General features: G+C 70.4%; 25 protein-coding genes. 11 read left to right on the forward strand and 14 right to left on the reverse strand.

What is annotated here, in order from left to right:
* Window positions 1-33 precede the first annotated feature (33 nt).
* Window positions 34-642 carry a hypothetical protein gene (locus F0L46_RS06510; protein ID WP_149816249.1) on the forward strand — a complete coding sequence of 203 codons (609 nt, stop codon included), beginning with the start codon at window positions 34-36 and terminating at the stop codon, window positions 640-642.
* 2 nt (window positions 643-644) lie between these two features.
* Here F0L46_RS06510 and minC (F0L46_RS06515) read toward each other — a convergent pair whose 3' ends face one another.
* The 6 genes from minC (F0L46_RS06515) to F0L46_RS06540 all read right to left on the reverse strand — a co-directional run bounded on the left by minC (F0L46_RS06515) (window position 645) and on the right by F0L46_RS06540 (window position 6,286).
* Window positions 645-1,373 carry a septum site-determining protein MinC gene (gene minC / locus F0L46_RS06515; RefSeq protein WP_149816250.1) on the reverse strand — a complete coding sequence of 243 codons (729 nt, stop codon included), beginning with the start codon at window positions 1,371-1,373 and terminating at the stop codon, window positions 645-647.
* A gap of 247 nt (window positions 1,374-1,620) precedes the next feature.
* Complete coding sequence (gene minE / locus F0L46_RS06520; RefSeq protein WP_149816251.1) at window positions 1,621-1,890, reverse strand: cell division topological specificity factor MinE; 270 nt, start codon at window positions 1,888-1,890, stop codon at window positions 1,621-1,623.
* Window positions 1,887-2,705, reverse strand: coding sequence for a septum site-determining protein MinD (gene minD, locus F0L46_RS06525; RefSeq protein WP_149816252.1), 819 nt, complete (start codon window positions 2,703-2,705; stop codon window positions 1,887-1,889). The genes minE and minD overlap by 4 nt, the downstream gene beginning before the upstream one ends.
* A 25-nt stretch (window positions 2,706-2,730) precedes the next feature.
* Window positions 2,731-3,294: a septum site-determining protein MinC gene (minC, locus tag F0L46_RS06530; protein WP_149816253.1), complete on the reverse strand. Its 564-nt coding sequence runs from the start codon at window positions 3,292-3,294 to the stop codon at window positions 2,731-2,733.
* A 305-nt stretch (window positions 3,295-3,599) separates the two neighbouring features.
* Window positions 3,600-5,864 carry a PAS domain-containing protein gene (locus F0L46_RS06535; protein WP_438646663.1) on the reverse strand — a complete coding sequence of 755 codons (2,265 nt, stop codon included), beginning with the start codon at window positions 5,862-5,864 and terminating at the stop codon, window positions 3,600-3,602.
* Between the two features lie 56 nt (window positions 5,865-5,920).
* Window positions 5,921-6,286 carry a response regulator gene (locus tag F0L46_RS06540; protein WP_188311878.1) on the reverse strand — a complete coding sequence of 122 codons (366 nt, stop codon included), beginning with the start codon at window positions 6,284-6,286 and terminating at the stop codon, window positions 5,921-5,923.
* A 255-nt stretch (window positions 6,287-6,541) separates the two neighbouring features.
* On the opposite strand from F0L46_RS06540, the gene F0L46_RS06545 reads away from it, so the two are divergent.
* From F0L46_RS06545 to F0L46_RS06570, 6 genes are all read left to right on the forward strand, one after another.
* Entirely contained in the window at window positions 6,542-7,645 is a 1,104-nt protein-coding gene (locus F0L46_RS06545) for a patatin-like phospholipase family protein (protein ID WP_149816256.1), read from the forward strand.
* A 151-nt stretch (window positions 7,646-7,796) separates the two neighbouring features.
* The gene (locus tag F0L46_RS06550; protein ID WP_149816257.1) at window positions 7,797-9,416 is read left to right on the forward strand and encodes an ABC transporter substrate-binding protein; all 1,620 of its coding nucleotides are present in this window, start codon (window positions 7,797-7,799) and stop codon (window positions 9,414-9,416) included.
* A 54-nt stretch (window positions 9,417-9,470) separates the two neighbouring features.
* A complete protein-coding gene (locus tag F0L46_RS06555; protein ID WP_149816275.1) occupies window positions 9,471-10,490 on the forward strand; it encodes an ABC transporter permease in 1,020 nt (339 codons plus the stop codon).
* Window positions 10,487-11,401, forward strand: a complete 915-nt coding sequence (gene nikC, locus F0L46_RS06560; protein WP_149816258.1) for a nickel transporter permease — start codon at window positions 10,487-10,489, stop codon at window positions 11,399-11,401. Before F0L46_RS06555 ends, nikC begins: the two co-directional genes overlap by 4 nt.
* Complete coding sequence (locus tag F0L46_RS06565; protein WP_149816259.1) at window positions 11,398-12,234, forward strand: ABC transporter ATP-binding protein; 837 nt, start codon at window positions 11,398-11,400, stop codon at window positions 12,232-12,234. Before nikC ends, F0L46_RS06565 begins: the two co-directional genes overlap by 4 nt.
* Window positions 12,231-12,980, forward strand: coding sequence for an ABC transporter ATP-binding protein (locus F0L46_RS06570; RefSeq protein WP_149816260.1), 750 nt, complete (start codon window positions 12,231-12,233; stop codon window positions 12,978-12,980). Before F0L46_RS06565 ends, F0L46_RS06570 begins: the two co-directional genes overlap by 4 nt.
* Before the next feature lie 8 nt (window positions 12,981-12,988).
* On the opposite strand, the gene F0L46_RS06575 is transcribed toward F0L46_RS06570, so the two are convergent.
* Complete coding sequence (locus tag F0L46_RS06575; RefSeq protein WP_149816261.1) at window positions 12,989-13,906, reverse strand: LysR family transcriptional regulator; 918 nt, start codon at window positions 13,904-13,906, stop codon at window positions 12,989-12,991.
* Window positions 13,907-13,999: 93 nt separating this feature from the next.
* Between F0L46_RS06575 and ilvD the strand changes: the two genes are divergently transcribed.
* Entirely contained in the window at window positions 14,000-15,829 is a 1,830-nt protein-coding gene (gene ilvD, locus F0L46_RS06580; protein WP_149816262.1) for a dihydroxy-acid dehydratase, read from the forward strand.
* 198 nt (window positions 15,830-16,027) lie between these two features.
* Here the strand turns inward: ilvD and F0L46_RS06585 are convergent, their stop codons facing one another.
* Both F0L46_RS06585 and F0L46_RS06590 read right to left on the reverse strand, forming a co-directional pair.
* Window positions 16,028-16,810 (reverse strand): FkbM family methyltransferase, encoded by a 783-nt coding sequence (locus F0L46_RS06585; RefSeq protein ID WP_149816263.1) that lies wholly within the window; start codon window positions 16,808-16,810, stop codon window positions 16,028-16,030.
* Between the two features lie 73 nt (window positions 16,811-16,883).
* Window positions 16,884-17,708 carry a class I SAM-dependent methyltransferase gene (locus F0L46_RS06590; protein ID WP_149816264.1) on the reverse strand — a complete coding sequence of 275 codons (825 nt, stop codon included), beginning with the start codon at window positions 17,706-17,708 and terminating at the stop codon, window positions 16,884-16,886.
* Window positions 17,709-17,893: 185 nt separating this feature from the next.
* On the opposite strand from F0L46_RS06590, the gene F0L46_RS06595 reads away from it, so the two are divergent.
* Entirely contained in the window at window positions 17,894-19,621 is a 1,728-nt protein-coding gene (locus tag F0L46_RS06595) for an FAD-dependent oxidoreductase (protein ID WP_149816265.1), read from the forward strand.
* Window positions 19,622-19,635: 14 nt separating this feature from the next.
* On the opposite strand, the gene F0L46_RS06600 is transcribed toward F0L46_RS06595, so the two are convergent.
* Complete coding sequence (locus tag F0L46_RS06600; RefSeq protein ID WP_149816266.1) at window positions 19,636-22,821, reverse strand: efflux RND transporter permease subunit; 3,186 nt, start codon at window positions 22,819-22,821, stop codon at window positions 19,636-19,638.
* Between the two features lie 10 nt (window positions 22,822-22,831).
* A complete protein-coding gene (locus F0L46_RS06605) occupies window positions 22,832-23,977 on the reverse strand; it encodes an efflux RND transporter periplasmic adaptor subunit (RefSeq protein WP_149816267.1) in 1,146 nt (381 codons plus the stop codon).
* 317 nt (window positions 23,978-24,294) lie between these two features.
* Between F0L46_RS06605 and F0L46_RS06610 the strand changes: the two genes are divergently transcribed.
* The gene (locus F0L46_RS06610) at window positions 24,295-24,570 is read left to right on the forward strand and encodes a hypothetical protein (RefSeq protein ID WP_149816268.1); all 276 of its coding nucleotides are present in this window, start codon (window positions 24,295-24,297) and stop codon (window positions 24,568-24,570) included.
* Between the two features lie 396 nt (window positions 24,571-24,966).
* Here the strand turns inward: F0L46_RS06610 and F0L46_RS06615 are convergent, their stop codons facing one another.
* Both F0L46_RS06615 and F0L46_RS06620 read right to left on the reverse strand, forming a co-directional pair.
* The gene (locus F0L46_RS06615) at window positions 24,967-25,152 is read right to left on the reverse strand and encodes a hypothetical protein (protein ID WP_149816269.1); all 186 of its coding nucleotides are present in this window, start codon (window positions 25,150-25,152) and stop codon (window positions 24,967-24,969) included.
* Between the two features lie 21 nt (window positions 25,153-25,173).
* A complete protein-coding gene (locus F0L46_RS06620; RefSeq protein WP_149816270.1) occupies window positions 25,174-25,515 on the reverse strand; it encodes a hypothetical protein in 342 nt (113 codons plus the stop codon).
* Between the two features lie 374 nt (window positions 25,516-25,889).
* Between F0L46_RS06620 and F0L46_RS06625 the strand changes: the two genes are divergently transcribed.
* On the forward strand, window positions 25,890-26,123 hold the full coding sequence (locus F0L46_RS06625; protein ID WP_149816271.1) for a hypothetical protein: 234 nt from the start codon (window positions 25,890-25,892) through the stop codon (window positions 26,121-26,123).
* A gap of 47 nt (window positions 26,124-26,170) precedes the next feature.
* Here F0L46_RS06625 and F0L46_RS06630 read toward each other — a convergent pair whose 3' ends face one another.
* Window positions 26,171-26,557: a c-type cytochrome gene (locus F0L46_RS06630; protein ID WP_149816272.1), complete on the reverse strand. Its 387-nt coding sequence runs from the start codon at window positions 26,555-26,557 to the stop codon at window positions 26,171-26,173.
* Between the last annotated feature and the right edge of the window lie 167 nt (window positions 26,558-26,724).

Here is a 26,724-nt window from a genome sequence, read left to right on the forward strand (position 1 = left end):
CAGACACGGCGCCTTGTAGAGGAAAGCGTCACCATGTCGGTCATCCGTCGGTTCCTGATCGCCCCATCCCTCGCGCGCCTGATCCGCCGGAGCCTGGGCGCGAGCCGGCTGACCGAGGCCCATATGGCGACGGTGCCGGGGCGCCACGTCCACGTGCACGTGGAGCCCGAGGCCGCCCATCTCGTGCTCTCGACGGCCCAGGACACGGAGTGGTTCCCCCTGTCGCCCTCGCAGGCCGAGAGCCTCATGGAAGCCGCGGCGGGCCGGGTCACCTATGACCGGACCGAGATCAACATCGACGGCGCGCTCGTGCGCATCGACAGCTTCGTGGCACCTGGGCCCCTCGACGTCGCCGGGATCGAGTTCGCCGACGCGGCCGCCGCCGCCGCCTTCGAGACGCCGATCTGGCTCGGCCACGAGATCACCCACGAGAAGAACTGCGACAACCGCAGCATCGCGCTGCACAACCTCTCGCTCGCCGTCGAGATGCCGATCTCGGACGCGATCGTCGAGGCGGTTCTCGACCTCGTCGACCAGCAGGAGCTGCGCGCCCTCCTCGGCCGCGCGAAGGTCCAGACCGCCGCCGAGACGCCCTCCCCCGTCGAGGCCTTCGACCACATGGATGCCGCCGTCGCCGCGTGAGCTTAAGCCGGCAGGCGCGAGATCCGCAGCCGGTCGCCCGCCAGCGACACCATCGCGGCGCCGCCGAACATCTCGGCCTCGATGTCGTCGGCGGTCTTGAAGCAGCCGTCGATGGCGAGAAGCTCCGCCTCCAGGCGGCTGCAATGGATCCGGGCGGCCGAGTGGCCGTCCGCCCCCGCGATCACCCGTCCGCGGATCGCGCCGTAGACGTGCACGGACCCGCCGGCGATCACCTCGGCGCCGGAGGCGATGGCGCCCACGACCGTGACGTCGCCCTCCAGGAACATGATGGACTGGCCCGAGCGGACGGGGCCGTCGATCACGAGCGAGCGCACCTTGGACGGGGGCTCGGCGGCGACGCCGGAGGCCTCGGGCGCCGGATGGGCGCTCGGTTCCGCCGGCGTCGCGTCGACCTCCACGAGCTTTCCGCCCTTGAACACGGGCGGCATGTCGGGCCCGGCCAAAGCCGGGCTCACGCCCTCCAGCCCGACCACCCGCACGCCGCGCTGGCCGAGGGATGCCAGGAGCCCCAGGACGTCGGCGCGAGGCACGTGCAGGCGCGTGAGGTCGAGGATGACGGCGCGCCCGTCGAAGAAGCCGGGCGACCCGTGGTGCAGGCGGTCGAAACCCACGAGCCATTCGGCGAGCGGAGCCTCGGGGGCGAGAACGAGCGCCACGAAGGAGCGGCCGCGAAAGCGCAAGGGGGCGTGGCGGAGGGCGGGTTCGGTCACGGCGGGATGGTTTCCGGAACGATCGTGGGCTGGATGAAAGCGACAGGCGGCGCACGCCGGGGCGGCAGGCCGCGGGGCGCCGCTTCTGCGACGCCGGCACGGGCATGGCAAGCCCCGGGGCGGATGCAACGCAAATGAACGGATCGCCCGAAACGGGCGCGTTGTCTCGATCGTGCCGCGGCGTCCGGCCTGAGCCGCATCGAAAACGGCGCAGACCGGACGTCGAGGATGGAAGCCCGGACCTCGATCAGCCGGCGAGCTTCAGGGTTCCGCCCGTGGGGATCTCGATCTCGACCTCGAGGGTCGAGACGGCGTTGCCGCGGTCCATCTTCACCTGGACCTTGTCGCGATCGAGCTTCACGTGCTTGGCGATGACCTCAAGGATCTCCTCACGCAGGAGATTTACGAGATCCGAGCCGCCGCCCACGATGGTGCGCTCGTGAGAGAGCAGGATCTGGAGCCGCTCCCTGGCGACCGGCGCCGTCTGGCGGCGCGAGAGGAAGCTCAGCAGGTTCATGCCGCCGCCCTCCGGCCGAAGAGCTTGTTGAGGAGGGTCTTGCGCTCGGTCGGGACCGCGATCTCGACCGACTCGCCCTTGAGGCGGCGGGCGGCGTCCATGTAGGCGCGGGCGGGCGCGCTCATCGGGCTGTTGAGCGTGACGGGCGCGCCCATGTTCGAGGCCCGCAGCACCTCCTGGCTCTCGGGGATGATGCCGAGCAGCGGGATCGACAGGATCTCGAGCACGTCCTCCTTGGAGAGCATGTCGCCGCGCGCCGCGCGGATCGGGTCGAAGCGGGTGAGGAGCAGGTGCTTCTCCATGCGCTCGCCGCGCTCCGCCTTCTCGGTCTTCGAGTCGAGGAGGCCGATGATGCGGTCGGAGTCGCGCACGGAGGAGACCTCCGGGTTCGTCACGACCACCGCGAGGTCCGCGTGGCGCATGGCCAGCGTCGCGCCGCGCTCGATGCCGGCGGGGCTGTCGCAGATCACCCAGTCGAACTTCTCGCGCAGCTCCGCGATGACGCGGGCGACGCCCTCTTCCGTCAGCGCGTCCTTGTCGCGGGTCTGGGAGGCGGCGAGCAGCGACAGGTTCTCGACCCGCTTGTCGCGGATGAGCGCCTGGGCGAGCTTCGCGTTGCCCTGGACCACGCTGATGAGATCGAACACGACCCGGCGCTCGGCGCCCATGACGAGATCGAGGTTGCGCAGGCCGACGTCGAAGTCGACCACGACCACCTTCTCGCCGCAGGATGCCAGCGCCGCGCCGATCGCGGCGGTGGAGGTGGTCTTGCCGACGCCTCCCTTGCCGGAGGTCACGACCAATACTTTCGACATATGTCTCCCCTTCTTTCAGACTGTGTCAGTCGAGCGCCGTGACGCTCATGGCTTGCCCGTCCACACGGACCTGGGCCGGCTTGTTCCGCAGGCTCGCGGCGATCTCGTCGGCGGTCGTGTAGAGACCGTTGATGACGAGAAGCTCCGGATCGAGGCTGCTGCAGATGATGCGGGCGCCCGAGTCGCCGCCGAAGCCCGCGAAGGCCCGGCCCCTCAGGGCCCCGTAGACGTGGATCGAGCCGCCGGCCACGATCTCGGCGCCGGAGCTGACGCTCCCGAAGATCGTGACGCTGCCCTCGGGGAAACGGATCGACTGGCCCGACCGCACGGGACGATCGATGAACAGGCAGGGCGCGACGTCGCCGGCGGCGACGGTGGCTTCCTCCGCGCCGGCCTTGGACGCCAGGGCCTCGGCCCGCCGCAGGCTCTCGACGCGGCGCAGGCCGTCGGACTTGAGGCTCTGCTCCCAGAGCTCCGCGAAGAGGGCCGCCACCTCGGCCTTGCGGACGTCCGCGAGGGGACGGCGGGTGGGAGCGAGGCGACGGTTCACGGGTGACCGCCGGGGCGGCGACGACTGGATTCGTTTCATGGAAGCGCCTGGTCCTGTGATGGGTAAAATTTGCCGTGCACGTGGTTAATTGCGGGTTAATGCCCCGCGGCACGGCCCACCTTTCGCGAGCCATCGGGGGCGGCTCGCGCGCAAAAACGCATTTTTCGTCCGCAGCTTGGGCGCTTACGCTGCGGGAACCGGGCATTAAGGAAAGAAAACGGGCGTCGGCCGACTCACCGCGGACGGCGCGACGCGTGGCAGGCTCGCGCGGCACGCCGCGCCGAGAGCGGGCGATGGCGCGGGGTGCCGAATCGTCCTGCCGTGGAGAGCGCTCCCGCCCGCCGCTAGCGGGCGAGGTTCTCCAGGGGCACGCTGAGGTCCATCTCGAGCCCGCTCGGGCGCCAGTTGTGGCGTAGCTCGCCGCCGAGCTGGCCGGCGATGGAGCGGGCGGCGAGCACGGTGCCGAAGCCCTGCCGCTCCGGGGCGCCCTTGACCTCCGGGCCGCCGATCTCCTGCCAGCGCAGGTGCAGGACGCCGTCCGTCACCTGCGTGACGATCTCGACGCGGCCCGCGGGAGCCGAGAGCGCCCCGTACTTCATGGCGTTCGTCGCCTGCTCGTGCAGGCACAGGGCGAGGGCCGTCGCGCTCTTCGATCCGAGCAGGGCGTCGGATCCCCGCACTACGATCCGGTCCGCGCGGCCCTGCGCGTAAGGCGAAAGAAGCAGCTCGATCAGCCCCCGCACGCTCTGCCCCTCCACGTCGGGCGCGCTCTCCGGACTGTGGGGCCGGACATATTCATGCGCCTGGGCCAGCGCATGCAGACGGTGGCGCAGGTTGTCGGCGAAGGTCGCCGCCTCCGGCTGGCCGCGCGCCGAGAGGGCGACGAGGCCCCCGACCACGGCGAAGATATTCTTGATCCGGTGCGACAGCTCCCGCGCGAGGAGCTCGCGGGCCTCCTCGGTGCGCTTGCGCGCCGTGATGTCGAGGCTCACCGCGACCGCGCCCGTGACGGCGCCGGAGGCGTCCCGAAGGGGGCTCGCCGAGGATAGGAGCGTCAGCGACGGCCGGCCGTCCTCGAAGACGAGCTCGTATTCCTCGTCCCGCACGTCCTCGCCCCGGACGGCGCGCTGGAGCGGCAGCTCGCTCGGGTCCGCAGGCGCTCCGCGATAACGCATGCGGATGCCGGTGATGGATCCAGCGCCCGTCGTCGTCAGGGACGCCGTCGAGGTCTCGGCCACGCCCATCAGGCCCCCCGCGTAGCCGTTGCGCATCACGCGGCGGACCTGGAGGTCGTCGGTGAACCAGACCGCCACGGGGGCCGTCGCGAGGAGCGCCTGGAGCTGCCCGGTCTGCGCCGCGAGGACGCCGGCCGTCGTCTTCTGCTCGTTGATGTCGGTGCAGGTGCCGTACCAGCGCTCGATCGCGCCGGCTTCGTCCCGGACCGGGAGGGCGCGGCCCAGAACCCAGCGGTAATCGCCGGACCGATGGCGCAGGCGATACTCGATCTCGTAGGGTTCGCCGGTGGCGAGCGAGTGGCGCCACGCGGTCCAGGCGCGCTCCTGGTCGTCGGGATGGAACATGCCATTCCAGCCCTCGCCGTCCGTGGTGCCCTCCGGAACGCCCGTGAACTCGTACCAGCGCTTGTTGAAGTAGTCGTGATCCCCGTTCGGGCGCGTCGACCAGACCATCTGGGGCATGGTGTCGAGGATCGCGCGCAGGCGCTGCTCGCTCGTGCGCAACGCCTCCTCGTCGCGCTTGCGCTCGGTGATGTCGCGATGGGCCCCGACCAGCCGGATCGGCCGCCCCGCCTCGTCCCGCTCGATCTCCGCCACGGCCGCGATCCAGCGCACCTCGCCGTCGCTTGGGCGGATGATGCGGTACTCGGCGCGGTAGGAGGTCTCGCCCTTGCGGACGGCGGCGATGAAGCCGCCCTCGGTGCGCGCGCGGTCATCGGGATGGATGCGTCGCACCCATTCCTCATGGGTCTCGTCGGCGGCATCCACGGGCAGGCCATGGATGCGCAGATATTGGGGCGAGCGCCGGTTCTTGAACCCGCTGCGCAGGTCGACCTCCAGGCCGCCTACGCCCGCGATGTCCTGGACCCGCTCCAGCTCGGCCTCGCGCTCGGCGAGCCTCAGCATCAGGCGGCGATGCTCCAGCTGCGTCATGGCCTGCCGGGCGAGCGCCCGCAGGGTGTCGGCCTGCTCGTCTGTGAGGCCGTCCGGCCGGGGCTGGTGGTCGAGGACGCAGACGGTGCCGATGGGCACACCCTCGGGGGTCTCGATGAGGGCACCGGCATAGAAGCGCAGGTGCGGGGCGCCCTGGACGAGGGGATTGCAGGCAAAGCGCGGGTCGCGGGTGGTGTCGGGCACCACGAAGAGATCGCGCTGCAGGATGGCATGGGCGCAGATCGAGACGTCGACCGGCGTCTCGCGCACGCCGAGGCCGATCTCCGCCTTGAAGAACTGCCGCGTCTCCTCGACGAGGTTCACGACCGCGATGGGCGCGCGGCACACCCGCGCCGCGATCGCGCACAGGTCGTCGAAGGCCTGCTCGGGCGGGGTGTCGAGGATCGCGTAGCGGCTGAGCGCCTCCAGGCGCGCGCGCACGTCGTGGGCCGCTTCCGTGCGGCTGTCGAACGGGAGGAGCGTCTTCGCGGAGGAGGTCACGAGTGGGCTCCGGACGCAAGCAAAGGCGCGATCGCCTCGATGATCTGAGGTCCATGATAGGGCTTGGGGATGAAGTGTACATCCCGCAGCGTCGGCGGAATCTCCTCAGGCCGCGATCCCGAGATGAACACGATCGGCGTCCCCTGCTCGGCGAGCCTCGCGGCGACCTCGTAGGTCTTGCCGTCGAGGACGTCGATGTCGAGCAGGGCGAGGCCCACGGGCTCGGCCATCGCGGCGCGCGCGTCGGACACGGAGGAGCAGATCACGACCTGGACCGAGGGCGCCTGCTTGTGGATGAGGAGCTCGAGCTCGAGGGCGACGAAGAACTCGTCCTCCACGACGAGGACGCGACTGGCATGCACGGCGGCAGGTCTCCCCTTGAGGGCCAGGCGCTATAACGCCGAGCGGCCAAGCCGGTTCCACCGGCACGGACGGGGCGGCCGGGACGGGCCCGCGGTGGTTCATAGTGGGCTCTGCCGCACGGCGCCACCCCCGGCCGGCCCGGTCGGAACCACCCGGGCCGGTGACGTGTTTCAGCGCCGCCCCGTGGCGCCGCTCCAGACGCGCCCGTCCCGCCCCGACCCGTTCCCACCCAGACCGACACGAGCCGGCCTCCGATGATCGCACACGACCTTCCCCGTCCTCGCCGCAGCCGCGGGGCGGAGCCCGACGTCGCCCTCGTGCTGAGCGGCGGCAACGCGCTCGGCGCGTATCTCGCCGGCGCCTACGAGGTGCTGCACGACCGCGGCATCCGCCCGTCCCGGATCGTCGGTGCCTCGGCAGGCGCCCTGACGGCGGCGCTGATCGCCGGGAACGCGCCCGAGGACCGCCTGCCGCGCCTGCGCCAGTTCTGGGCCGAGGCGACGCAGCACACGGCGACGAGCCCGACCCAGATGCTCAAGCCCCGGCAGGTTTATAACGGCCTCCACGCGGTGCTGGCCCTGCTGTGGGGCCGCCCGACCATCTACCGCCACCGCATCCCGGGCCTGTGGTCCGCGCTGCCCTGGGTGCCGAACGACCTCTCCCTGTTCGACCACGCGCCGCTGCGGGCCACCCTGGAGCGGCTCGTCGACTTCCGGAGGCTGAACGAGGGCGAGACGCGGATCGTCGTCGGCTGCATCGACGTGGAGAGCGGCGAGGAGGTCTATTTCGACAATCGCCGCGACACGATCACCGCCGACCATCTGCTCGCCAGCACCGCGATCATGCCCGCCTTCCCGCCCGTGGAGATCGACGGCCGGCTTCTGTGCGACGCGGGCTACACGATCAACCTGCCCCTCGACCCGATCTTCGCGGCCGAGCCGGAGGGGGATCTCACCTGCATCGCGGTCGATCTCTTCGCCCTGCCCGCGCCGAGGCCCGCCTCCCTCGACGCGGTGCTGGAGCGCGCCAACGACCTCATCTTCGCCAGCGCCTCCCGGCGCGCGATCTCGGCCCTGCGGCGGGAATACGGCCTGCGCCAGGAGCTCCGCCCCGACGGACCGGCAGTGACCCTGCTCCACATCGCCTACCAGGCTGGCCCCGACGAGCTCGCGGCCAAGAGCTTCGACTTCTCGCCGTCCTCCATCCGTGACCGCTGGGACGCGGGCCTGCGGGACATGGCGGCCGGCCTGTCCCGGCTCGACCATGCCCCCGCGGACGGCGGGCGCTTCGTCTATCTCCCGCCGGAGCCGCATGCCGCGATGGCGCTGCCCGGGACCGAGCCGGCCCCGGTGGGCTGATCGTCCCGTGCGCCGCCGGATCCGCGGCTCATCCCCGTGGATTCGGGTGGCGTAGCGTCAATTTGCTTGGCAGCCGCCCCGGCCTGCGACTAGGTTTCGCGACCGGCGCCCCATCGGGCGCCCGAAAACGCGTTCTCAAGGGGAACCCAGCATGAGCCATGTCACCCTCGCCCGGCCGGTGGGCCGGCTCCTTCGCGCCGCGACCCTCGCGACGCTGCTCGCCGGCACCGGCGCGGCGGCGGTGCTCGCGGCCACCCCGAAGGACACCCTCGTGGTCGCCTGGGCGATCGACGACATCATCACCATGGACCCCGCCGAGTCCTTCGAGATCTCGGCCGGCGAGATCATGGGCAACACCTACGATCGCCTGGTGCGCCTCAACATCGAGGACCCGTCCAAGCTCTACGGCGACATCGCCCAGTCCTGGACGGTCTCGGAGGACGCCAAGCTCTACACGTTCAAGCTCAAGCCGAACCTGAAGTTCGCCTCCGGCAACCCGATCACCGCCGAGGACGTGGCCTACTCGTTCCAGCGCGCCGTGAAGCTCGACAAGTCGCCGGCCTTCATCCTCACCCAGTTCGGCCTGACGAAGGACAACGTCGAGCAGAAGGTCAAGGCGGTCGATCCCACGACCGTGACGCTCGAGGTCGACAAGCCTTACGCGCCGACCTTGGTGCTCAACTGCCTCTCGGCCAACATCGCCGCGATCGTCGACAAGAAGCTCGTCGAGTCGAAGGCCCAGAACGGCGACATGGGCTATGGCTGGCTCAAGACGAACTACGCCGGCTCGGGCCCCTACAAGATCCGCGAGTGGCGCGCCAACGAGATCCTGGCGCTTGAGCGCAACGACAACTATCACGGCGAGAAGCCGAAGCTGCCCCGCGTGATCTATCGCCACGTGAAGGAGGCCGCGACGCAGCGCCTGCTGCTCGAGAAGGGCGACGCCGACATCGCCCGCAACCTCACGCCCCAGGACCTCCAGGCGCTGGCGGCGAGCAAGGACATCAAGACCACGGACCGGCCGAAGGGCACGGTCTACTACATCAGCCTCAACCAGAAGAACGGCACCCTCGCCAAGCCCGAGGTGAGGCAGGCGTTCAAGTACCTCATCGACTATGACGGTCTCGGCAAGACCCTCCTGAAGGACATCGGCATCGTCCACCAGAACTTCCTGCCGGTGGGCCTGCTCGGCGCCTCGACCGACGCGCCGTTCAAGCTCGACGTCGACAAGGCCAAGGAGCTCCTCGCGAAGGCGGGGCTGTCGAACGGCTTCAAGGTGACCATGGACGTGCGCACGGTGCAGCCGGTCCAGGGCATCGCCGAGAACATCCAGCAGACCGCCAAGCGCGCCGGCATCGACATCGAGATCATCCCCGGCGACGGGCGCCAGACGCTGACCAAGTACCGCGCCCGCAACCATGACATCTATATCGGCCAGTGGGGCGCCGATTACTGGGACCCCCATACCAACGCCGACACGTTCGCGCGCAACCCCAACAATGCCGACGACGCCGCCACCAAGCCCGTCGCCTGGCGCAACGCCTGGGACATCCCCGAGCTGACGAAGCAGACCGACGCCGCCGTGCTGGAGCGCGACGCCGAGAAGCGGGCCGAGATGTACAAGAAGATCCAGGCCGAGTTCCGCGACACGAGCCCCATCGCCATCATCTACCAGATGAACGAGGTCGCGGCGTACCGCACGAACGTGGAGGGCCTGCGCGTCGGGGTGACCTCCGACACGACCTACATGTTCAACGTCTCGAAGAAGTAAGAGACCTTGGCCGACGGGGCATCGACCCTTCCAGGCGGACGCTCACGCGCCCGCCTGGGACCCGTGGCGGGCGCCGTCGGGCGTTTCCTCGTCACGCTCGCGCTGACCTATCTCGGGCTGCTCGCCATCACGTTCTGCATCGGGCGGCTCATCCCGGTCGATCCGGCGCTCGCCATCGTGGGCGACCGGGCGCCCGAGCACGTGGTGCGGCGCGTGCGGGAGGAACTGGGCCTCAACCTGCCGATCTGGCGCCAGTTCCTGATCTATCTCGGCAACATCGCACGGGGTGACTTCGGCATCTCGACGCTCTCGTCGAACCCCGTCATGACCGACATCCGACGTGCCTTCCCGGCGACCCTGGAGCTTGCGACGCTGGGCACGATCATCGGCGCAGGCATCGGCATCCCGCTCGGCGTCATCGCCGCCGTGCGCCGGGGCGGGCTGGCCGACCAGCTCGTGCGTGTCATGGGCCTCGTCGGCTATTCGGTGCCGATCTTCTGGCTCGGGCTGATGGCGCTCCTCGTCTTCTACGCGCGGCTCGGCTGGGTGGCGGGTCCCGGGCGCATCGACATCGCCTACGAGTACACGCTCACCCCCGTGACCGGCATCCTGCTCTTCGATGCCGCCATGGCGGGCGAGTGGGAGGCCTTCGCCAACGTGTTCTCCCACCTCATCCTGCCCGCCTCGCTGCTGGGCTATTTCTCGCTCGCCTATATCAGCCGCATGACGCGCTCCTTCATGCTGAACGAGCTCGCCCAGGAATACGTGGTGGCGGCGCGGGCGAAGGGGCTCTCGGAGGCGCGTATCGTCTGGCGCCATGCGCTGCGCAACGCCGCCGTGCCGCTCGTCACCGTGGTGGCGCTCTCCTATGCCGGCCTCCTCGAAGGCTCGGTGCTCACCGAGACGGTGTTCACCTGGCCCGGGATCGGGCTCTACATCACCAACTCGCTGCAGAACGCCGACATGAACGGCGTGCTCGGCGGCACGATCGTGGTGGGCTCGGTCTTCATCGGCCTCAACCTCCTGTCCGACCTCCTCTACCGCCTCCTCGATCCCCGGACCCGTGCCCGATGAGCGACGCCGCACCCTCCTGGCACGACTGGCTGATGTCCGACCGCCCGGCCTCGCGCCGGCAGGCGGCGCTGGGACGCGCCTATTCGGGCTGGCGCACCTTCACGCGTAACCGCCTCGCCATGGCGGGCCTCGCCATCATCCTGGCCCTGATCCTCGTCGCGGTCCTCGCCGGCGTGCTGGCCCCCTACTCGCCCTATGAAGGCAACCTCACCACCTCCCGGCTGTTGCCGCCCTCCTGGGCCCATCCCTTCGGCACGGACGACCAGGGGCGGGACATCCTCTCGCGGATCATCTACGGCTCGCGCATCACGCTCTTCATCGTGATCCTCGTCGCCGTGCTGGCGGCCCCCATCGGGCTTCTCGTCGGCACGGCCGCGGGCTATGCGGGCGGCTATGTCGACGCCGCCCTCATGCGGGTCACCGACATCTTCCTCGCCTTCCCGCGCCTCATTCTCGCGCTCGCTTTCGTGGCGGCCCTGGGGCCCGGGATCCAGAACGCCGTGATCGCCATCGCCATCACCTCCTGGCCGCCCTATGCCCGCATCGCGCGCGCCGAGACGCTCACGATCCGGCAGACGGACTATATCGCGGCCGTGCGGCTTGTCGGCGCCTCGCCCCTGCGCATCGTGCTGCGACACGTGATGCCGCTCTGCGTGCCTTCAGTGATCGTGCGCGTCACCCTCGACATGGCGGGCATCATCCTCACCGCCGCAGGGCTCGGGTTCCTCGGGCTCGGCGCCCAGCCGCCCATGCCCGAATGGGGCGCGCTCATCGCCAACGGGCGCAACTACGTGCTCGACCAATGGTGGGTCGCGGCCGCGCCCGGCGCCGCCATCTTCGTGGTGAGCCTCGCCTTCAACCTGCTCGGCGACGGCCTGCGCGACGCCCTCGACCCGAAGGCCGAACGATGAGCCCGCTTCTCGTCGTCGACGACCTCAGGGTCGCGTTCCCCAACCGCGAGGGCGCTCTCGTCGAGGCCGTACGGGGGGTGTCCTTCGAGCTCGGGCGCGAGCGCCTGGGCGTCGTGGGCGAGTCGGGCTCGGGCAAGTCCCAGACCGGGCGCGCCATCCTCGGCCTCACCCCGCCCCAGGGGCGCGTGACGGCCAAGCGCCTCGCCTTCGACGGCATCGACCTCCTCACCTGCCCCCCGCGCGTGCGCCGCGACCTGCGCGGCGGCCGCATCGGCATGGTGCTCCAAGACCCGAAGTACTCCCTCAACCCCGTGATGACGATCGGCGCCCAGATCGTCGAGACCCTGCACGCCCACGAGCGGGTCTCGCGGCGGGAGGCGCGGGAGCGGGCGCTCGCGATGCTCGCCGCCGTGCAGATCGACCGGCCCGAGCGCGTCTACGGACTCTATCCCCACGAGGTTTCCGGCGGCATGGGCCAGCGCGCCATGATCGCCATGATGCTGGTCGCCGACCCCGATCTCCTCATTGCCGACGAGCCGACCTCGGCCCTCGACGTCACGGTGCAGCTGGAGGTCCTGAGGATCCTCGACCGGCTCGTCGCCGACCGCGGCATGGGCCTCATCTTCATCTCGCACGATCTTCGCCTGGTCTCGTCCTTCTGCGACCGGGTCCTCGTGATGTATGCCGGCCGCGTGGTCGAGGAGATCGCCGCTGGCGAGCTGTCGCGGGCGCAGCATCCCTACACGCAGGGTCTCCTCTCCTGCCTGCCGCGGCTCGGCGAGAGCCGCCACCCCCTCCCCGTCCTCCAGCGCGATCCGGCGTGGGCCTTATGAGCGTCGGCATCGAGGTCAGGAACCTGCGCGTCGTCTATGACGGCTTCGTCGCCGTGGACGATACGAGCTTCCATGTGGCGCCCGGCGAGAGCTTCGGCCTCGTGGGCGAGTCGGGATCGGGCAAGTCGACGATCCTGCGGGCGATCTGCGGGCTTGCCCCCGTGACGGCGGGCGAGATCGCGCTGGTCGGCCGCGGCGACCGGCCGAAGCCCGGCAGCCGTGGCTTCCGGCGCCTCGTCCAGATGGTGTTCCAGGACCCGTACGGCTCGCTCCATCCGCGCCAGACCGTGGACCGGATCCTCGCCGAGCCGCTCGCCATCCACCGCATGGACGATGCCGAGCGGCGCATCGAGCAGGCGCTCGACGAGGTGGGCCTCGGCACCGGCTTCCGCTTCCGCTACCCGCACCAGCTCTCGGGCGGCCAGCGCCAGCGCATCGCCATTGCCCGCGCCCTCATCCTCGAGCCGCAGGTGCTCCTCCTCGACGAGCCGACCTCGGCGCTTGACGCGTCGGTCCAGGCCGAGGTGCTCAACCTCCTCGACGAGCTGCGCCGCCGCCGCGGGCTCACGTTCCTGATGGTGAGCCACGACCTCGCGGTGGTGACCCACCTGTGCGAGCGCCTGCTCGTCATGGCGGGCGGGCGCACCGTCGAGACCCTCTCGTCCGAGGACCTCGCGGCGCGGCGCGTCGAGAGCCCCTATACCCGCACCCTCATGGAAGCCTCGACGGGTTTCCGCCGCGCCTGATCGCCGGCTCAAACCGCGGGACCCTCCACCTCGGGGTCCGCCGCGATGGCGAGGAAGCGCCGGAGCGTCGGCGTGTCGTCCTGTTTCCGCCAGACGAGCCCCGTCTCGAGCCGCGGCGCGGCATCGACGAGATCGACGTAGCGCACGCCCGTGCGGGCGAGGTTGCGCAGGGACTCGGGCACGAGCGCGATCCCGATGCCTGCCGAGACGAGGCTGATGATCGTCTGCATCTGGATCGCCTCCTGGACGACCCGCGCATGCCCGCCATGGGCCGCGTAGAAGCCCGTCACGAGATCGTGGAACGCGGGGGCGATGCGGCGGGGAAAGATGATCAGCGGCGCCCCGATCAAAGCGGCGGACGCGAGGCGTTCATCATCGAGCGCAAGGCGCCCCTCGGCGAGCCAGGTCTCGGGGATTGCCGCGACGAGGCGCTCCGATCCGAGCCGGCGGTAGCCCAGCGGCTCGGGCAGGCCCTCGCCAGGCGGGATGACGATGCCGACATGGCCCCTCCCCGCCAGGAGATCGGCGATCTGTACGTCGCTCGTCGCCTCCTTGAGCCGGATCTCGACATCCGGGTGGAGAGCCGCATACCGGCGCACGAGGGTCGGCAGGAGGCCATAATCGGCTGTGGTGACGAAGGATAGGTCGAGGTGCCCCGCCGTGCCGTCGCGCAGGCGCCGGGCGACGGCGTCGAGCCCGTCGATCCCGGCGAGCGCGCCTTTCACATGCGGCAGCCACTGCTCGCCGAGCGCGGTCAGCGCGACGCTGCGCCGGGTGCGGGCGAACAGGGGCGCGCCAAGCGACCGCTCCAGGGCGATGATCGACTGGCTGAGCGGCGGCTGTGTCATGCCAAGCCGCTCGGCCGCCCGGCCGAAATGGAGCGTTTCCGCCACCGCAAGGAAATGCCGGAGCTGCCTGACGTCCATCGCTGATATGCCCAACCACTCACTGGGCGCAGAATAAGAGATTTCACAGGCTCGTCGAGCTGGGCTACGGAATGCGCGCGAGAGGATCGACCCATGCCGGCATACCGTTCCAGGACCACCACCCACGGCCGCAACATGGCCGGCGCCCGCGGCCTGTGGCGCGCCACCGGCATGAAGGACGGCGATTTCGGCAAGCCGATCATCGCCATCGCGAACTCCTTCACGCAGTTCGTCCCCGGCCACGTCCACCTGAAGGATCTCGGCCAGCTCGTGGCGCGCGAGATCGAGGCGGCGGGCGGTGTCGCCAAGGAGTTCAACACCATCGCGGTGGACGACGGCATCGCGATGGGCCACGACGGGATGCTGTACTCCCTGCCCTCCCGCGAGCTCATCGCCGACGCCGTCGAGTACATGGTCAACGCGCACTGCGCCGACGCGCTGGTGTGCATCTCCAATTGCGACAAGATCACCCCCGGCATGCTGATGGCGGCGCTGCGCCTCAACGTGCCCGTGGTCTTCGTCTCGGGCGGCCCCATGGAGGCCGGCAAGGTCACCATCCGCGGCAAGACGAAGGCCCTCGACCTCGTGGACGCGATGGTGGCGGCGGCTGACGACACGGTGACCGACGAGGAGGTGCAGGCGATCGAGCGCTCCGCCTGCCCGACCTGCGGCTCCTGCTCAGGCATGTTCACGGCAAATTCCATGAACTGCCTCACCGAGGCCCTGGGCCTGGCACTGCCGGGCAACGGCACGGTGCTTGCCACCCACGCCGACCGGCGCCGCCTCTTCGTCGAGGCGGGCCACCTCATCGTCGACCTGGCGCGTCGCCATTACGAGGGCGACGACGCCTCCGTGCTGCCGCGCGCCATCGCGAACCGCGCCGCGTTCGAGAACGCCATGACCCTCGACATCGCCATGGGCGGCTCCACGAACACGGTGCTGCATCTCCTGGCGGCGGCGCACGAGGGCGGGGTCGACTTCACGATGGCCGACATCGATCGGCTCTCGCGCCGCGTGCCCGTCCTGTGCAAGGTCGCGCCCGCCGTGGCCGACGTCCACATCGAGGACGTTCACCGGGCGGGCGGCATCATGGCGATCCTCGGCGAGCTCGACCACGCCGGCCTCATCCACCGCACCGCCGGCAGCGTCCACGCCGCCTCGCTAGGCGAGGCGCTCGACCGCTGGGACGTGACCCGCTCCGAGAGCGAGTCGGTCCGCACCTTCTACCGCGCCGCGCCCGGGGGCGTGCCGACCCAGACCGCCTTCAGCCAGGAGCGGCGCTGGGAGGCCCTCGACCTCGACCGGGCGGGCGGCGTGATCCGGGATGCGGCGCACGCCTTCTCGCAGGACGGCGGCCTCGCGGTCCTCTACGGCAACCTCGCCGAGGAGGGCTGCATCGTGAAGACGGCGGGGGTGGACGAGGGCATCCTCGTCTTCGCCGGCCAAGCGCGGGTGTTCGAGAGCCAGGACGCGGCCGTCGAGGGCATCCTCGGCGGGCGGGTGGCGCCGGGCGAGGTGGTCATCGTCCGCTACGAGGGGCCGCGCGGGGGCCCAGGGATGCAGGAGATGCTTTATCCGACAAGTTACCTGAAGGCGAAGGGTCTGGGGAAGGCCTGCGCGCTCGTCACCGACGGCCGCTTCTCGGGCGGCTCCTCGGGCCTGTCCATCGGGCACGTCTCGCCCGAGGCGGCGGAGGGCGGGCTCATCGGCCTTGTGTGGGACGGCGACCGGATCGAGATCGACATCCCGAACCGCCGCATCCACCTCGCGGTCGACGAGGCCGAGCTGGGCCGGCGGCGCGAGGCGCAGAACCGGGCCGGCTGGGCGCCGGCCGCGCCCCGCAAGCGCGCCGTGAGCACGGCCCTTCGCGCCTACGCGGCCCTGACCACGAGCGCAGCACGCGGCGCCGTCCGGCGGGTCTAGGCCGGCGTCTCAGGGTTTGGTCCGGAAGGACTTGCTCTTGTCCCCTCATGCTGAGGAGCCTGCGCTAGCAGGCGTCTCGAAGCACGCACGACGGCCGTCGCAGCCCACCAGAGGTCCCTGGAGCGCCCTTCGAGGCCCACCTGCGGTCGGCACCTCAGGACGAGGATGGAGGGTGGACTCTACTTCTAGGCCAGCCTTTCATGTCGCAAGGCGCCATTCCGAGAGGGCGGCGCCCTCCCCGGCCGGGTCGAAGCGCTCGACCGGACGCCAGCCGCCCACCTCCGCCCGCTCGGCCCGGAAGCCTGCGAAGGCCTCCGCCATGGCCCCAGTCGCAGCCCGGCACGCGGCCTCTCCCTGCGCCTGCGCCAGGAGCGCCGGGTGAAGGGAGAGCAGCACGGTGGCGCGACGAGCCCGTGCGAAGGCCGCGAGGTCCCGCGCTACGGCATACTCGCCGCCCTCGATGTCCACCTTGACGAGAACCGGCGCACCTGCGGGAAGCAGCGCTTCGATCTCGGCGATCGTGGCTGCGGCCGCCGTCCAGGCGCCGGGCCCCTCGCCATAGAGAGCGCTCGACATGGAGTCTCCCGCCTTGCGGCCAGGGCCCATCGGCACAGGGGCGAGGGTTGGCGCGAGGGCGCGGTCGAGGACGCGGATGCGGCCGCAGAGCGCGGGATTGAGGGCAAGGTTCGTGAGGAGCTGCGCCCTGGCCGTGGGATCGGGCTCGAGCGCGATCACCCGCGCCCCGCAGGATGCCGCGACGAGCGCCGTCGCGCCGATCCAGGCGCCGATGTCGAGCATGATCGTGCCGGGGCCGGCGCCGGCGCGGATCGCCGCCAGGGTGTGCGGCTCCCAGTCGCCGCGCTCGGCGCGAGCCCAGAACGCCTCCTGACCGCCCAGGACCCGCAGCCCGAGGCCGTCGAGCCGCACGTCGCGCGCGGGCGCCGTGGGCACGTGGTCTGCCAGAGCTTCGCATTCCTGCATTGCCGCGCTCCTTCCGGAGAAGACATGTACCTCCGGCGGCTTGCGCCCGCGCACGCGTTCTTGCGGCGGCCGGTCAGGCACGCTTGCGGAGCCAGAGGCTCGTCTCCCGCGCGCCCGGCACGAGCGGGAGCGAGGCGAGCACCCCCGCCGCGACGCGGTCCCCCATCCGGGTCGCGGCCCAGTGACCAGCAAAGAGGATCTCGTAGGCGCCGCCCTGCAGGAGCGCGCCCACGAGAAGCTGCTCGTTGTAGCCCCGCCAGGCCCATTCCGCCGGGTAGGCGTCGGGCAGGGTGACGTCGTGCACGTGCACGAGGACGCCGGGCGCCAGGCGAGGCAGAATATCGAGAAAGAGGCGGTCGACATCGCTCCCCGGCACGGCGAGGTGGCTCGAGTCGATGAACAGGATGTCTCCCGGATCGAGGCCGGCCAGGAGGGGCCGGTGGTCGTCCCCGAGGAGGCGGGCGTCGTGGGTCACGGGCAACCCGCTGATCGAGCGGCGGGGCTGCGGGTCGATGCAGGTGATCGCGGTGGCAAGCCCACCATCCGCGACGGCGCGGGCGAGAAAGCGCGTGGAGTGGCCGGAGCCGACCTCGACGATGCGGGCCGGGCGCTCGCGGCGGACCATCGCATAGGCCGCCGCCGCATCGAGGCGGGGAAACCACGTCTGGTCGAACCGCGCCGGGCCGCCGCCCCCGAGAATCGCAAGCAGGTCGGGCGCGAGCGCGTCGATCTCGCCGAGGAGACCGGTGAAGCGGGCTTGCGCCCGCTCGAAGAGGGGCGCCAGGGCCGGATAGGCGATCGGGTCGACCCCCGCGGCGTGGCGATAGGGGATGAAGAAGCCCCGCCGCGCCACGCCGAGAACCGTGGCGAGCCCGAAGGCGAGCGAGCGTGCGTTCATGGGAGCCTCTCTCGTTCGGGGATCAGCTGGGAATCGCGCGCCCGCCGAGCCTTGCGCCGCGAATCGACCACGGGTGTCGTCTTTCGCCCGACGCGAGCGCAAGGACGGCGGGGCGACCGCAGGAACGGCATGATCGCACCTCCCCCGATTCGGGGTAAGGTCGCCCCGAGCGGAGCGGACGAACCATGAGCACGCAGCAAGCCATCCTCGCCGACGCTCTGCGTCCCGCCGAGGCCATGAGCCCGTCGGATCCCTATCGCCGGGCCGAGCAGACCTTCCCGCGCCTCAACGCCGACCAGGTCGCGCGCGCAAGCGCGTTCGGGAGCGTCGAGAGCCTGCCCCAGGGCACGATCCTGTTCGAGCGCGGCGACCGTACCGTGGATTTCTTCCTGGTGCAGGAGGGGCACATCGAGATCTTCGAGGCGCGCGCCGACGGCGGCGTCGAGGTCTTCACGGTCCATGCCGAGTTCCAGTTCACGGGCGAGCTCGACCTGTTCAACGAGCGCGAGATCCTCGTCGGCGGACGCATGGGGATCGACGGCCGGGTCGCGCGGTTGAATCGGGCCCAGTTCCGGCGCCTGCTCGCCGCCGAGCCCGACATTGCCGAGATCATCATGCGGGCGTTCATCCTGCGCCGGGTCGGCCTCATCGAGCACACCCAGGGCGCCGCGATCCTCGTGGGCTCCCGGGAGATCGGGGTCGCGGATTCGCTTCGCCTCCAACGCTTCCTCAAGCGCAACGGCTATCCCGTGCGCGTCATGGACGTCGATGCCGAGGAGGAGGCACGCGCTCTGCTCGCCGGCGAGGGGCTCTCGCGCGAGGACGTGCCGGTGGCGTTCTGCGGGCGCGGCTCGGTCCTGCGGCGTCCCTCGAACATGGAGATGGCGCAGGCGCTCGGCATCCTTGAGATGCTGCCGCAGGACAAGGTCTTCGATGTCGCCGTGGTCGGCGCCGGCCCGGCGGGCCTCGCGGCGGCCGTCTACGCCGCCTCGGAGGGGCTCGAGACCGTGGTCCTGGGAGCCGAGGCGCCCGGCGGGCAGGCGGGCACCAGCTCGAAGATCGAGAACTATCTCGGCTTTCCGACGGGCATCTCGGGGCAGGCCCTCGCCGGCCGCGCCCAGGTCCAGGCGCAGAAGTTCGGCGCCCGCATCGGCGTCCCGCGCACGGTCGTTCGCCTGGAATGCGACAGCCGGCCCTACCGGCTCCATCTCGACGACGGGACGCACGTCGACGCGCGGGCGGTCGTCGTCGCCACCGGCGCGCATTACAGGCGCCTCGACGGCGTCGAAAACTTCGAGCGCTTCGACGGCGGCAACGGCGTCCACTACGCCGCGACCGCGATCGAGGCCGGCCTGTGCGCGGGCGAGGAGGCGGTGGTGGTGGGCGGGGGCAACTCCGCCGGCCAGGCGGCCGTGTTCCTGTCCCGGCACGCCTCGCACGTCCACATCCTCGTGCGCGGCCCCAACCTCGCAGCCTCCATGTCGGACTACCTCGTCGGACGGATCTCCGCGTCCGACCGGATCACGCTCCATACGCAAAGCGAGGTCGTGCGGCTCGGGGGCGAACGCCACATGGATCAGGTGACCTGGCGCAATCGGGTCACCGGCAAGGAGCTGACCCGTCCGGTCACCAACCTGTTCCTGATGCTCGGCGCCGTGCCGAACACCGAGTGGCTCGCGGGCTGCGGCGTGCGCGTCGACGAGGGCGGCTTCGTGCAGGTCGGCGCCCAGGCGGGCGGCAGCGCCGCCGACCCGCTCTGGCGGGGCCGCGAGCCGACCCTGTTCGAGACGAGCCGTCCCGGCATCTTCGCCGTGGGCGACGTGCGGGCCGGCTCCGTCAAGCGCGTCGCGGCCTCCGTCGGCGAGGGATCGGCGGTGGTCTCCGCCGTCCATCAGGTGCTCGCCGAAGGCTGACGGGAGGCCATCGCCTATTCGGCGGCGGCCGGAAGCGGGGGACGAACCTCCTCCGGCGGCTTGCGCGGACGCTCGAAGCGAAGAACCACGGCGCGGATCGTCACGTAGAAGACGGGCGTCAGGAAGAGGCCGAACAGGGTCACGCCGAGCATGCCGAAGAACACGGCGGTGCCGAGCGCCTGGCGCATCTCGGCGCCCGGTCCCGTCGCGATGACGAGCGGCACCACGCCGAGGATGAAGGCGAAGGCCGTCATGAGGATCGGGCGCAGCCGCAGCCGGCAGGCCTCGACCACCGCCGCAAGCGGGCTCAGGCCGTCGCGCTCCTCGCCTTCGCGTGCGAACTCGACGATGAGGATGGCGTTCTTCGCCGCGAGCCCCACCAGCACCACGAGGCCGATCTGCGTCAGGATGTTGTTGTCCTGGCCGCGCAGCATGACCCCCGCCAGCGCCGAGAGCACCGCCATCGGCACGATGAGCAGGATGGCGAGGGGAAGCGACCAGCTCTCGTACTGGGCCGCGAGCACCAGGAAGACGAGGAGGACGGAGAGCGCGAAGATGAGCGTCGCCGTGTTCCCCGTCTGGCGCTCCTGGAAGGCGAGCTCCGTCCATTCGAAGCTGACGCCCTGCGGCGACACCTCGCGCGTGATGGCTTCCAGGGCGTCGAGCGCCTGGCCCGACGAGACGCCCGGCGCCGCGTTCCCCTGGATCGGCACCGAGGTGTACATGTTGTAGCGCTGGACGAGGTCGGGGCCCGTCACCTCCCGGATCTCCACCAGCGTGCCCAGCGGGACGAGGGCGCCGGTCGCCGACCGCACGCGCAGCCGGTTGATATCCTCCTGCTCCACGCGGAAGCGCTGGTCGGCCTGGGCGCGCACCTGGTAGACGCGGCCGAACACGTTGAAATCGTTGACGTAGGCCGTGCCGAGATTCACCTGCAGCGTCTCGAAGATCGCGGGGATCGGCACGTTGAGCATGCGCGCCTTCTGCCGGTCGATCTCCAGGTAGATCTGCGGCGAGTTCGCCGAGAACGTGGTGAACACCCCCGCCAGGTTCGGGTTCTGGCGCGCCTTGGCGATCACCGCGTTGGCGGCGGCCAGCACGCGCCCGACGTCGGCGCCCTGCCGCTCCTGCAGCTGGAGGCGGAAGCCGCCCGCGTTGCCCAGCCCCCGGACCGGCGGCGGCGGGATGGCGATGATGAAGGCCTCCTCGATCGATTGAAGCCGCCCGAAGAGCTGACCGATCACGGCCTGCGCGCCCTCCCCCTTCGGCAGGCGATCCTCGAAGGGATCGAAGGCGGCGAAGATCGCGGCGGCGTTGGAGGCATTCGTGAAGGTCGCGCCCGAGAAGCCCGCGAACGCCACGGCGTTCTTCACCCCGGGGGTCCCCTGGATGATCTTCGTCGCGCGCTGGACCACGTCGTCCGTGCGCTGGAGCGAGGCGCCGTCGGGCAGCTGCAAGACGACGATGGCATAGCCCTGGTCGAGGGTCGGGATGAAGCCGCGCGGAACCGCGCCCGCGATCCAGACGGTGGCCGCGAGCAGGCCCGCATAGATCGGCAGGACGATCAGCTTGCGCCGTGCCACGACGCCCACCGAGCGCGCATAGCCGTTCGCCGTGGCGTCGAACCCGCGGTTGAAGCCGTTGGCGAGGCGCCCGCCGAACCGGGCGAGCGGGTTTCGCGGCGTCTCGTGCGTGTGGGGCTTGAGCAGGATGGCCGCGAGAGCCGGCGACAGGGTGAGCGAGTTGAAGGCCGAGATGACGGTGGAAACCGCGATGGTCAGCGCGAATTGCCGGTAGAACTGTCCCGTGATGCCGGGGATGAAGGCGGTGGGGATGAACACGGCCGAGAGCACGAGGGCGATGGCGATCACCGGCCCGCCCACCTCGTCCATCGTCCGGTGCGCGGCCTCCTTTGGGGACAGGCCGAGCCCGATGTTCCGCTCCACGTTCTCCACGACGACGATGGCGTCGTCGACCACGATGCCGATGGCGAGCACCATGCCGAAGAGGGTGAGCGTGTTGAGCGAGAAGCCCATCAACGACATGACGGCGCAGGTGCCGACCAGCGACACGGGAATCGCGATCACGGGGATGAGCGCGGTCCGCCAGGACTGGAGGAAGACGAGCACCACCAGGACCACGAGGGCCACGGCTTCGAAAAGCGTGTGGTAGACCGCGTTCACGCTCTCGGCGATGAACTCGGTCGGATTGTAGACGATCTGGTAGGTGACGCCGGGCGGGAAGTCGGCCTTGAGCCGCTCCATCGTGGTTTGGATCTCGGCCGCGGCGGCGAGCGCGTTGGTGCCCGGGCGCTGGAAGATCGCGAGCGCCACGGCGGGCTTGCCGTTGAGATAGGAGTTCGTCACGTAGTCCTGCGCGCCGAGCTCGACGCGCGCCACGTCCTGCACGCGCACCAGCCGCCCGTCGGGCGTGGAGCGGACGATCACCTGGCGGAACTGGCGCGGATCGTCGAAGCGCCCTTGGGTCGTCACGATGAGCTGGAAGGCGTTGTCGGCCGCCGTCGGCGGGGCCCCCAGCGCGCCGCCCGAGACCTGGACGTTCTGCTCCTGGATCGCCTTCACGACGTCGCCGGAGGTCAGGCCGAAGACGGCGAGCTTGTCGGGATCCAGCCAGACGCGAAGGCTGTATTGCCGCTCGCCGAAGAGGATCAGGTCGCCCACGCCGTCGAGGCGCAGGAGCTGGTCGCGCACGTTGTTGCGGGCGTAGTTCGAGACGTAGAGCTGGTCGTAGGTGTCGTCGGGCGAGAGCATGTGGACGACCATCATCAGGTCGGGCGAGCTCTTGCGCGTGGTGACGCCGAGCCGCCTCACCTCCTCGGGCAGGCGGGGCGTCGCGATGGCGACCCGGTTCTGCACGAGAACCTGCGCGGTATCGAGATCCGTCCCGAGCCGGAAGGTGACGGTGAGCGTCATCTGGCCGTCGCTGGTGGCGTAGGAGGACATGTAGAGCATGTTCTCGACGCCGTTGATCTCCTGCTCGAGGGGCGTCGCGACCGTGGCCGCGATGGTCTGCGCGTTGGCGCCCGGATAGGCAGCCCGCACCTGGATCGTGGGCGGGGCGATCTCGGGATATTGCGCGATCGGCAGGCCGAGATAGGCGATGCCGCCGACGAGGACGATGAGCACCGAGATGACGGTGGCGAAGATCGGCCGGTCGATGAAGAAATGAGCGAATCGCATGATGCCCCCCTCAGCTGCCGGCGCGTTCGCGCGTGGGCGGCAGGGTCGTCTCGTGCGGCTGGACCTTCTGGCCGGCCCGCACCCGCATGAGGCCGTTCACGACGACGGTCTCGTCGCCCTTGAGCCCCTCCCGGATCACGCGGTAGCCGTCGATGCGAGGGCCGGGCCGCACGGGCCGCGCCTGGACCGTGCCGTCCTCGGCCACGAGAAAGACGACGCGCCGGTCCTGGTCGTTGCCGATCGCCTCGTCGGGCAGCAGCACGCCCTTGTAGGGCTGCGAGCCCGGGATGCGGATGCGCCCGAACAGGCCCGGCGCGAGGAGGCTGTCGTCGTTCTCGATGAGGGCGCGGGCCCGGATCGTGCCCGAGGCCTGGTCGATGCGGTTGTCGATGAAGTCGAGCCGGCCCTTGCGCGTGGGATCGTTCTCGCCCGTGAGCGCCACGGTGACCGGGATCGCGCCGGCCCCCGCCGTCGCGCCCGAGCGCGCTCCGGACGCGGTGCGGGCGTAGGCCAGGTAGGAGCGCTCGTCGACGTCGAAGTAGAAATAGATCGGGTTGGTCGAGACGACGTTCGTGAGAACCGTCTGGTTGGCGTTGACGAGGTTGCCGAGAGAGACGAGGCGCCGCGAGATGCGGCCCGCGACGGGGGCCTTGATCTCGGTGAACTCCATGTCGAGCCTGGCCTGCCGCCGCGCGGCCTCGGCGCGATCGAGCTCGGCGCGGGCCGTGAGATAGTTCGTCCGGCGCTGGTCGAGCACCTGCTCGGGAATATTGCCCGTCTTGCGCAGCGTCTCGGCCCGCTCGAGATCGTTCTCGGCGAACTCGACCCGGGTCTGGGCCGACGCGACGGTCGCCTCCGCCTGCTCCAGGGCCGCCTTGTAGGGCCGCTGGTCGATGGTGAAGAGAGGATCGCCCACCTTCACGGGCGTGCCGTCCATGAAGTGGATCTTGTCGAGATAGCCGGACACCCGGGCGCGGACCTCGACCTCGTTCACCGCCTCGAACCGGCCGATGAAGTCGTCCCACTCCTTGATCTCCTTCACCACGGGCTTGGCGACGCTCACCGGAGGCGGGCCGGCCGGAGCCTGGGCGTGGACGGCGCCGCTCGCGACGGCGGCAAGGGCCAGGGCGAGGACGAAGGCGGGCGGCTGACGCATGTGGGGCTCCGGGCGTGGCCATGGCTGGAAGAGGCGACGCGACGAGCCCGGGCATCGCCCGGGCCACCATCCCCACCGTGCCATCCGCACCCGTCGGCCGCGCTCGCGTTCTTGCTCGGCTGCGCACGATCTTGCGGCCCGAACGCCCCAATGCGTCCGCGGGCGCCTCCCGTCGGCCTGCGGCAGGATCGTTCCAGAGGTGGCAAGATCCGCAAATATCGCCTTTGGGGCGGGTGCTACGACGAAGACCTCGCGAAGACGGTTAGGGCGGCCCCCGTCCATCCCTCTGGTGAGCGCGTCAGAACCGGAGACATCCCATGCGAACCCTCATCCTCATCCTTGCGGCGGCGACGATCGTCGGCACGCCGGCTCTTGCCCAGGGCACCACCGACCGCAACGGCGTCCCCAACTTTCAGCAGGGCAGCAACCAGCGGGCCGGCGGCCCGGCGAACGAGCTCAACAGCCCCACGGGCGGTGTTCCGATCCGCGACCGCAGCGTCGCGGACCAGCAGGGCGTGCTCGCCTACCAGCGCGGCAGCAACCAGCGCGCCGGGGGCCCGGCGAACAGCCTGATTAGCCCCACCGGCCGCTAAGTCCGCTGGCAGCCGCCACGGGTGCCCTTGCGCCCCGTGGCGGCTGCCGCATCGGTGAGCCCTACCCGGGGCAGCTCGAGGAGGGCGGCGCGTATCGGCGAGGTCCTCCGCTCGAAACGGAGCGCACGCGCCCGCCACGAAGGCGAGCGTCAAGGCCGGCCCGACGAAACGTTGCGCAGCAACACCTGCTCGGCGGGGTCAGCCACAGGCGTGCAGAGATACCCGGCTCCTCGAAGAGACCAGGAAGCCTGAGATCGAAACCCGGCACGGACAGGCGGAGCCTTGCGCTCTCGCCGCGTTGCGCCCTCTTCGTTCACTACGAGGCGGCCCCATGAGGGCTGCAGGCAGCAAGGCGCGCAGGGCCACGCGCCGGACGACCGGCGTGAAGGCCGCCCGTCAGCGGCCCGAGCGATAGACGCATTCGCGCCCGCGATCCTCGAAGCCGCCCGGGCAGACCGCGACGCAGGCTCCCGCGGCCCATTTCAGGGGCGGCGAACAGGAGGCCGCCTGCGCCGCCGCCGGCGTCCGGCCGGCGAGCGTCGCAAGAAGGCAGAGCGCCATCAGGGCGCGTGTGCTCGACATGGCGTGTTTCCCAATCGAGGCTCAGCCGCGACGACCGCGCCTGGGGCGCATCGGCGTGTCGGACATGCGGGGCATCACGGCACGGCGAGGCTGGCTCGGGGTGCCGGGCGGCAGGAGCCGGAGCTGATCGGTTCTCGCGACCGCAAGCGGCGGGATCGCGTCTGCAGCCCGCAGGCGCTCGAACGCGAGCACGTTCTCGCGTGCCGCCCGCATGGCGGCCTCGGCCCGGCCGTCCTTGAGGCGCTGGGGGTCGTCCGCGACGAAGGCGGCGTTCCGGGCGATCGCGTTTCCGTCGCCCTGCTGGCCGAAGGCCATGTCGCACGTGCCGATCAGGGCAAGGGCAACCAATCCGATCGTGCGCATGACAGGTCTCCTGCTGGCGACGAACCCTCGTCCATCGCATTCCCGCAGGATGCCGGCTCACCGGAATCGCATCTTGACCGCTCTTGCGCCGCTTCGTTCGATCGTGCCCTCACCGAGGCGAAGGCCCCTGAGCCACCCCCGTGCAGGTCGGCGGGCCTGCGGCCACGGGGCGGGTGACCAGATGTCGCGACGGGCCGAGGCGGTCCGCACGGAACAATGGCAAGGCAATTTGAATTCCCAGTTCGAAGTCGAGGCGTCGGCGGCGTCAGTAATGACGATGATACGCCCCACATCTACGCGTGACGACTTCGCAACACGACAACTTAACCGTATTTTTACGGAGGACAGATGTGAGCCGGTGGAACGACTCGAGCATGTACTCCCCGAATTTCAAGCGCCCGAAGCCGCCGGACGACGATGGATGGCGTGCGACGTTCCTGCTGATGTTCGCGATCATCGTGCTCCTCGGGGCAGGCTCCATCCTGATGATCGCGCGCACGGTTGGAGTTCTCGACCCTGCGGCAGGTAAAGCCGCAAGCGCCACGGAGGAGCCGACCGTCGATGCCGGGCATCAACGGCTGGCTTCTCTCGGGAGAGGGTTTCACTGATCTTCGGAGAGCCCAGGCGCCGAGGGCGGCCAGGGCTTCCGGCGGGGTTAGGGCACCTTGTTGCCCGAGGCGTCGAAGGACTTGAGATAGGCGACGAGGTCGTTGATGCGCTGCTCGTCCTTGAGGCCGGCGTAGACCATCTTGGTGCCAGGCACCTTGGCGCGCGGGTCCTTGATGTACTCGCGGAAGGTCGCCTCGTCCCAGGTCAGCCCTGAGTTCTTGTTCGCGGGCGAGTAGTTGTAGCCCTCGACGATTCCGGAGTGCCGGCCGATCACGCCGTTGAGGATGGGGCCGACCGCGTTCTTGGCGTTGGGGCCGATCTGGTGGCACGCGCGGCACTGCGCGAACACCTTCTCCCCGGCGGCGGCGTCCTGGGCGGAGGCCGTGCCGGCGGAGATGAGGAGGGCCGTCAGGGTAAGCACGACGTGGCGCATGGTGATCTCCTTGGGATCGCCCCCAGCTCCGTTCAGTCCGGCAGCTTATGTTGCGGCCTATCGTTCTTGTACGGCCAAGCCGCCCGCGTGGATCACCTCCACGGCTCTAGGCTCGCCGAACCGGGCGAGCCTCTTCGCGGCCTAGGGTCTCGAACACCTTGGCGACG

This window comes from Salinarimonas soli (assembly GCF_008386575.1).
Taxonomy (GTDB): Bacteria; Pseudomonadota; Alphaproteobacteria; order Rhizobiales; family Beijerinckiaceae; genus Salinarimonas_A; species Salinarimonas_A soli.

What these genes read in the sequence shown, in the direction of transcription:
- F0L46_RS06510 (WP_149816249.1), top strand. Translation starts at nt 34, where the DNA reads ATGTCGGTCATCCGTCGGTTCCTGATCGCCCCATCCCTCGCGCGCCTG.
- minE (WP_149816251.1), bottom strand. Translation starts at nt 1,890, where the DNA reads ATGAACCTGCTGAGCTTCCTCTCGCGCCGCCAGACGGCGCCGGTCGCC.
- minD (WP_149816252.1), bottom strand. Translation starts at nt 2,705, where the DNA reads ATGTCGAAAGTATTGGTCGTGACCTCCGGCAAGGGAGGCGTCGGCAAG.
- minC (WP_149816253.1), bottom strand. Translation starts at nt 3,294, where the DNA reads ATGAAACGAATCCAGTCGTCGCCGCCCCGGCGGTCACCCGTGAACCGT.
- F0L46_RS06545 (WP_149816256.1), top strand. Translation starts at nt 6,542, where the DNA reads ATGATCGCACACGACCTTCCCCGTCCTCGCCGCAGCCGCGGGGCGGAG.
- F0L46_RS06550 (WP_149816257.1), top strand. Translation starts at nt 7,797, where the DNA reads ATGAGCCATGTCACCCTCGCCCGGCCGGTGGGCCGGCTCCTTCGCGCC.
- nikC (WP_149816258.1), top strand. Translation starts at nt 10,487, where the DNA reads ATGAGCGACGCCGCACCCTCCTGGCACGACTGGCTGATGTCCGACCGC.
- F0L46_RS06565 (WP_149816259.1), top strand. Translation starts at nt 11,398, where the DNA reads ATGAGCCCGCTTCTCGTCGTCGACGACCTCAGGGTCGCGTTCCCCAAC.
- F0L46_RS06570 (WP_149816260.1), top strand. Translation starts at nt 12,231, where the DNA reads ATGAGCGTCGGCATCGAGGTCAGGAACCTGCGCGTCGTCTATGACGGC.
- F0L46_RS06575 (WP_149816261.1), bottom strand. Translation starts at nt 13,906, where the DNA reads ATGGACGTCAGGCAGCTCCGGCATTTCCTTGCGGTGGCGGAAACGCTC.
- ilvD (WP_149816262.1), top strand. Translation starts at nt 14,000, where the DNA reads ATGCCGGCATACCGTTCCAGGACCACCACCCACGGCCGCAACATGGCC.
- F0L46_RS06585 (WP_149816263.1), bottom strand. Translation starts at nt 16,810, where the DNA reads ATGCAGGAATGCGAAGCTCTGGCAGACCACGTGCCCACGGCGCCCGCG.
- F0L46_RS06590 (WP_149816264.1), bottom strand. Translation starts at nt 17,708, where the DNA reads ATGAACGCACGCTCGCTCGCCTTCGGGCTCGCCACGGTTCTCGGCGTG.
- F0L46_RS06595 (WP_149816265.1), top strand. Translation starts at nt 17,894, where the DNA reads ATGAGCACGCAGCAAGCCATCCTCGCCGACGCTCTGCGTCCCGCCGAG.
- F0L46_RS06600 (WP_149816266.1), bottom strand. Translation starts at nt 22,821, where the DNA reads ATGCGATTCGCTCATTTCTTCATCGACCGGCCGATCTTCGCCACCGTC.
- F0L46_RS06605 (WP_149816267.1), bottom strand. Translation starts at nt 23,977, where the DNA reads ATGCGTCAGCCGCCCGCCTTCGTCCTCGCCCTGGCCCTTGCCGCCGTC.
- F0L46_RS06610 (WP_149816268.1), top strand. Translation starts at nt 24,295, where the DNA reads ATGCGAACCCTCATCCTCATCCTTGCGGCGGCGACGATCGTCGGCACG.
- F0L46_RS06615 (WP_149816269.1), bottom strand. Translation starts at nt 25,152, where the DNA reads ATGTCGAGCACACGCGCCCTGATGGCGCTCTGCCTTCTTGCGACGCTC.
- F0L46_RS06620 (WP_149816270.1), bottom strand. Translation starts at nt 25,515, where the DNA reads ATGCGCACGATCGGATTGGTTGCCCTTGCCCTGATCGGCACGTGCGAC.
- F0L46_RS06625 (WP_149816271.1), top strand. Translation starts at nt 25,890, where the DNA reads ATGTACTCCCCGAATTTCAAGCGCCCGAAGCCGCCGGACGACGATGGA.
- F0L46_RS06630 (WP_149816272.1), bottom strand. Translation starts at nt 26,557, where the DNA reads ATGCGCCACGTCGTGCTTACCCTGACGGCCCTCCTCATCTCCGCCGGC.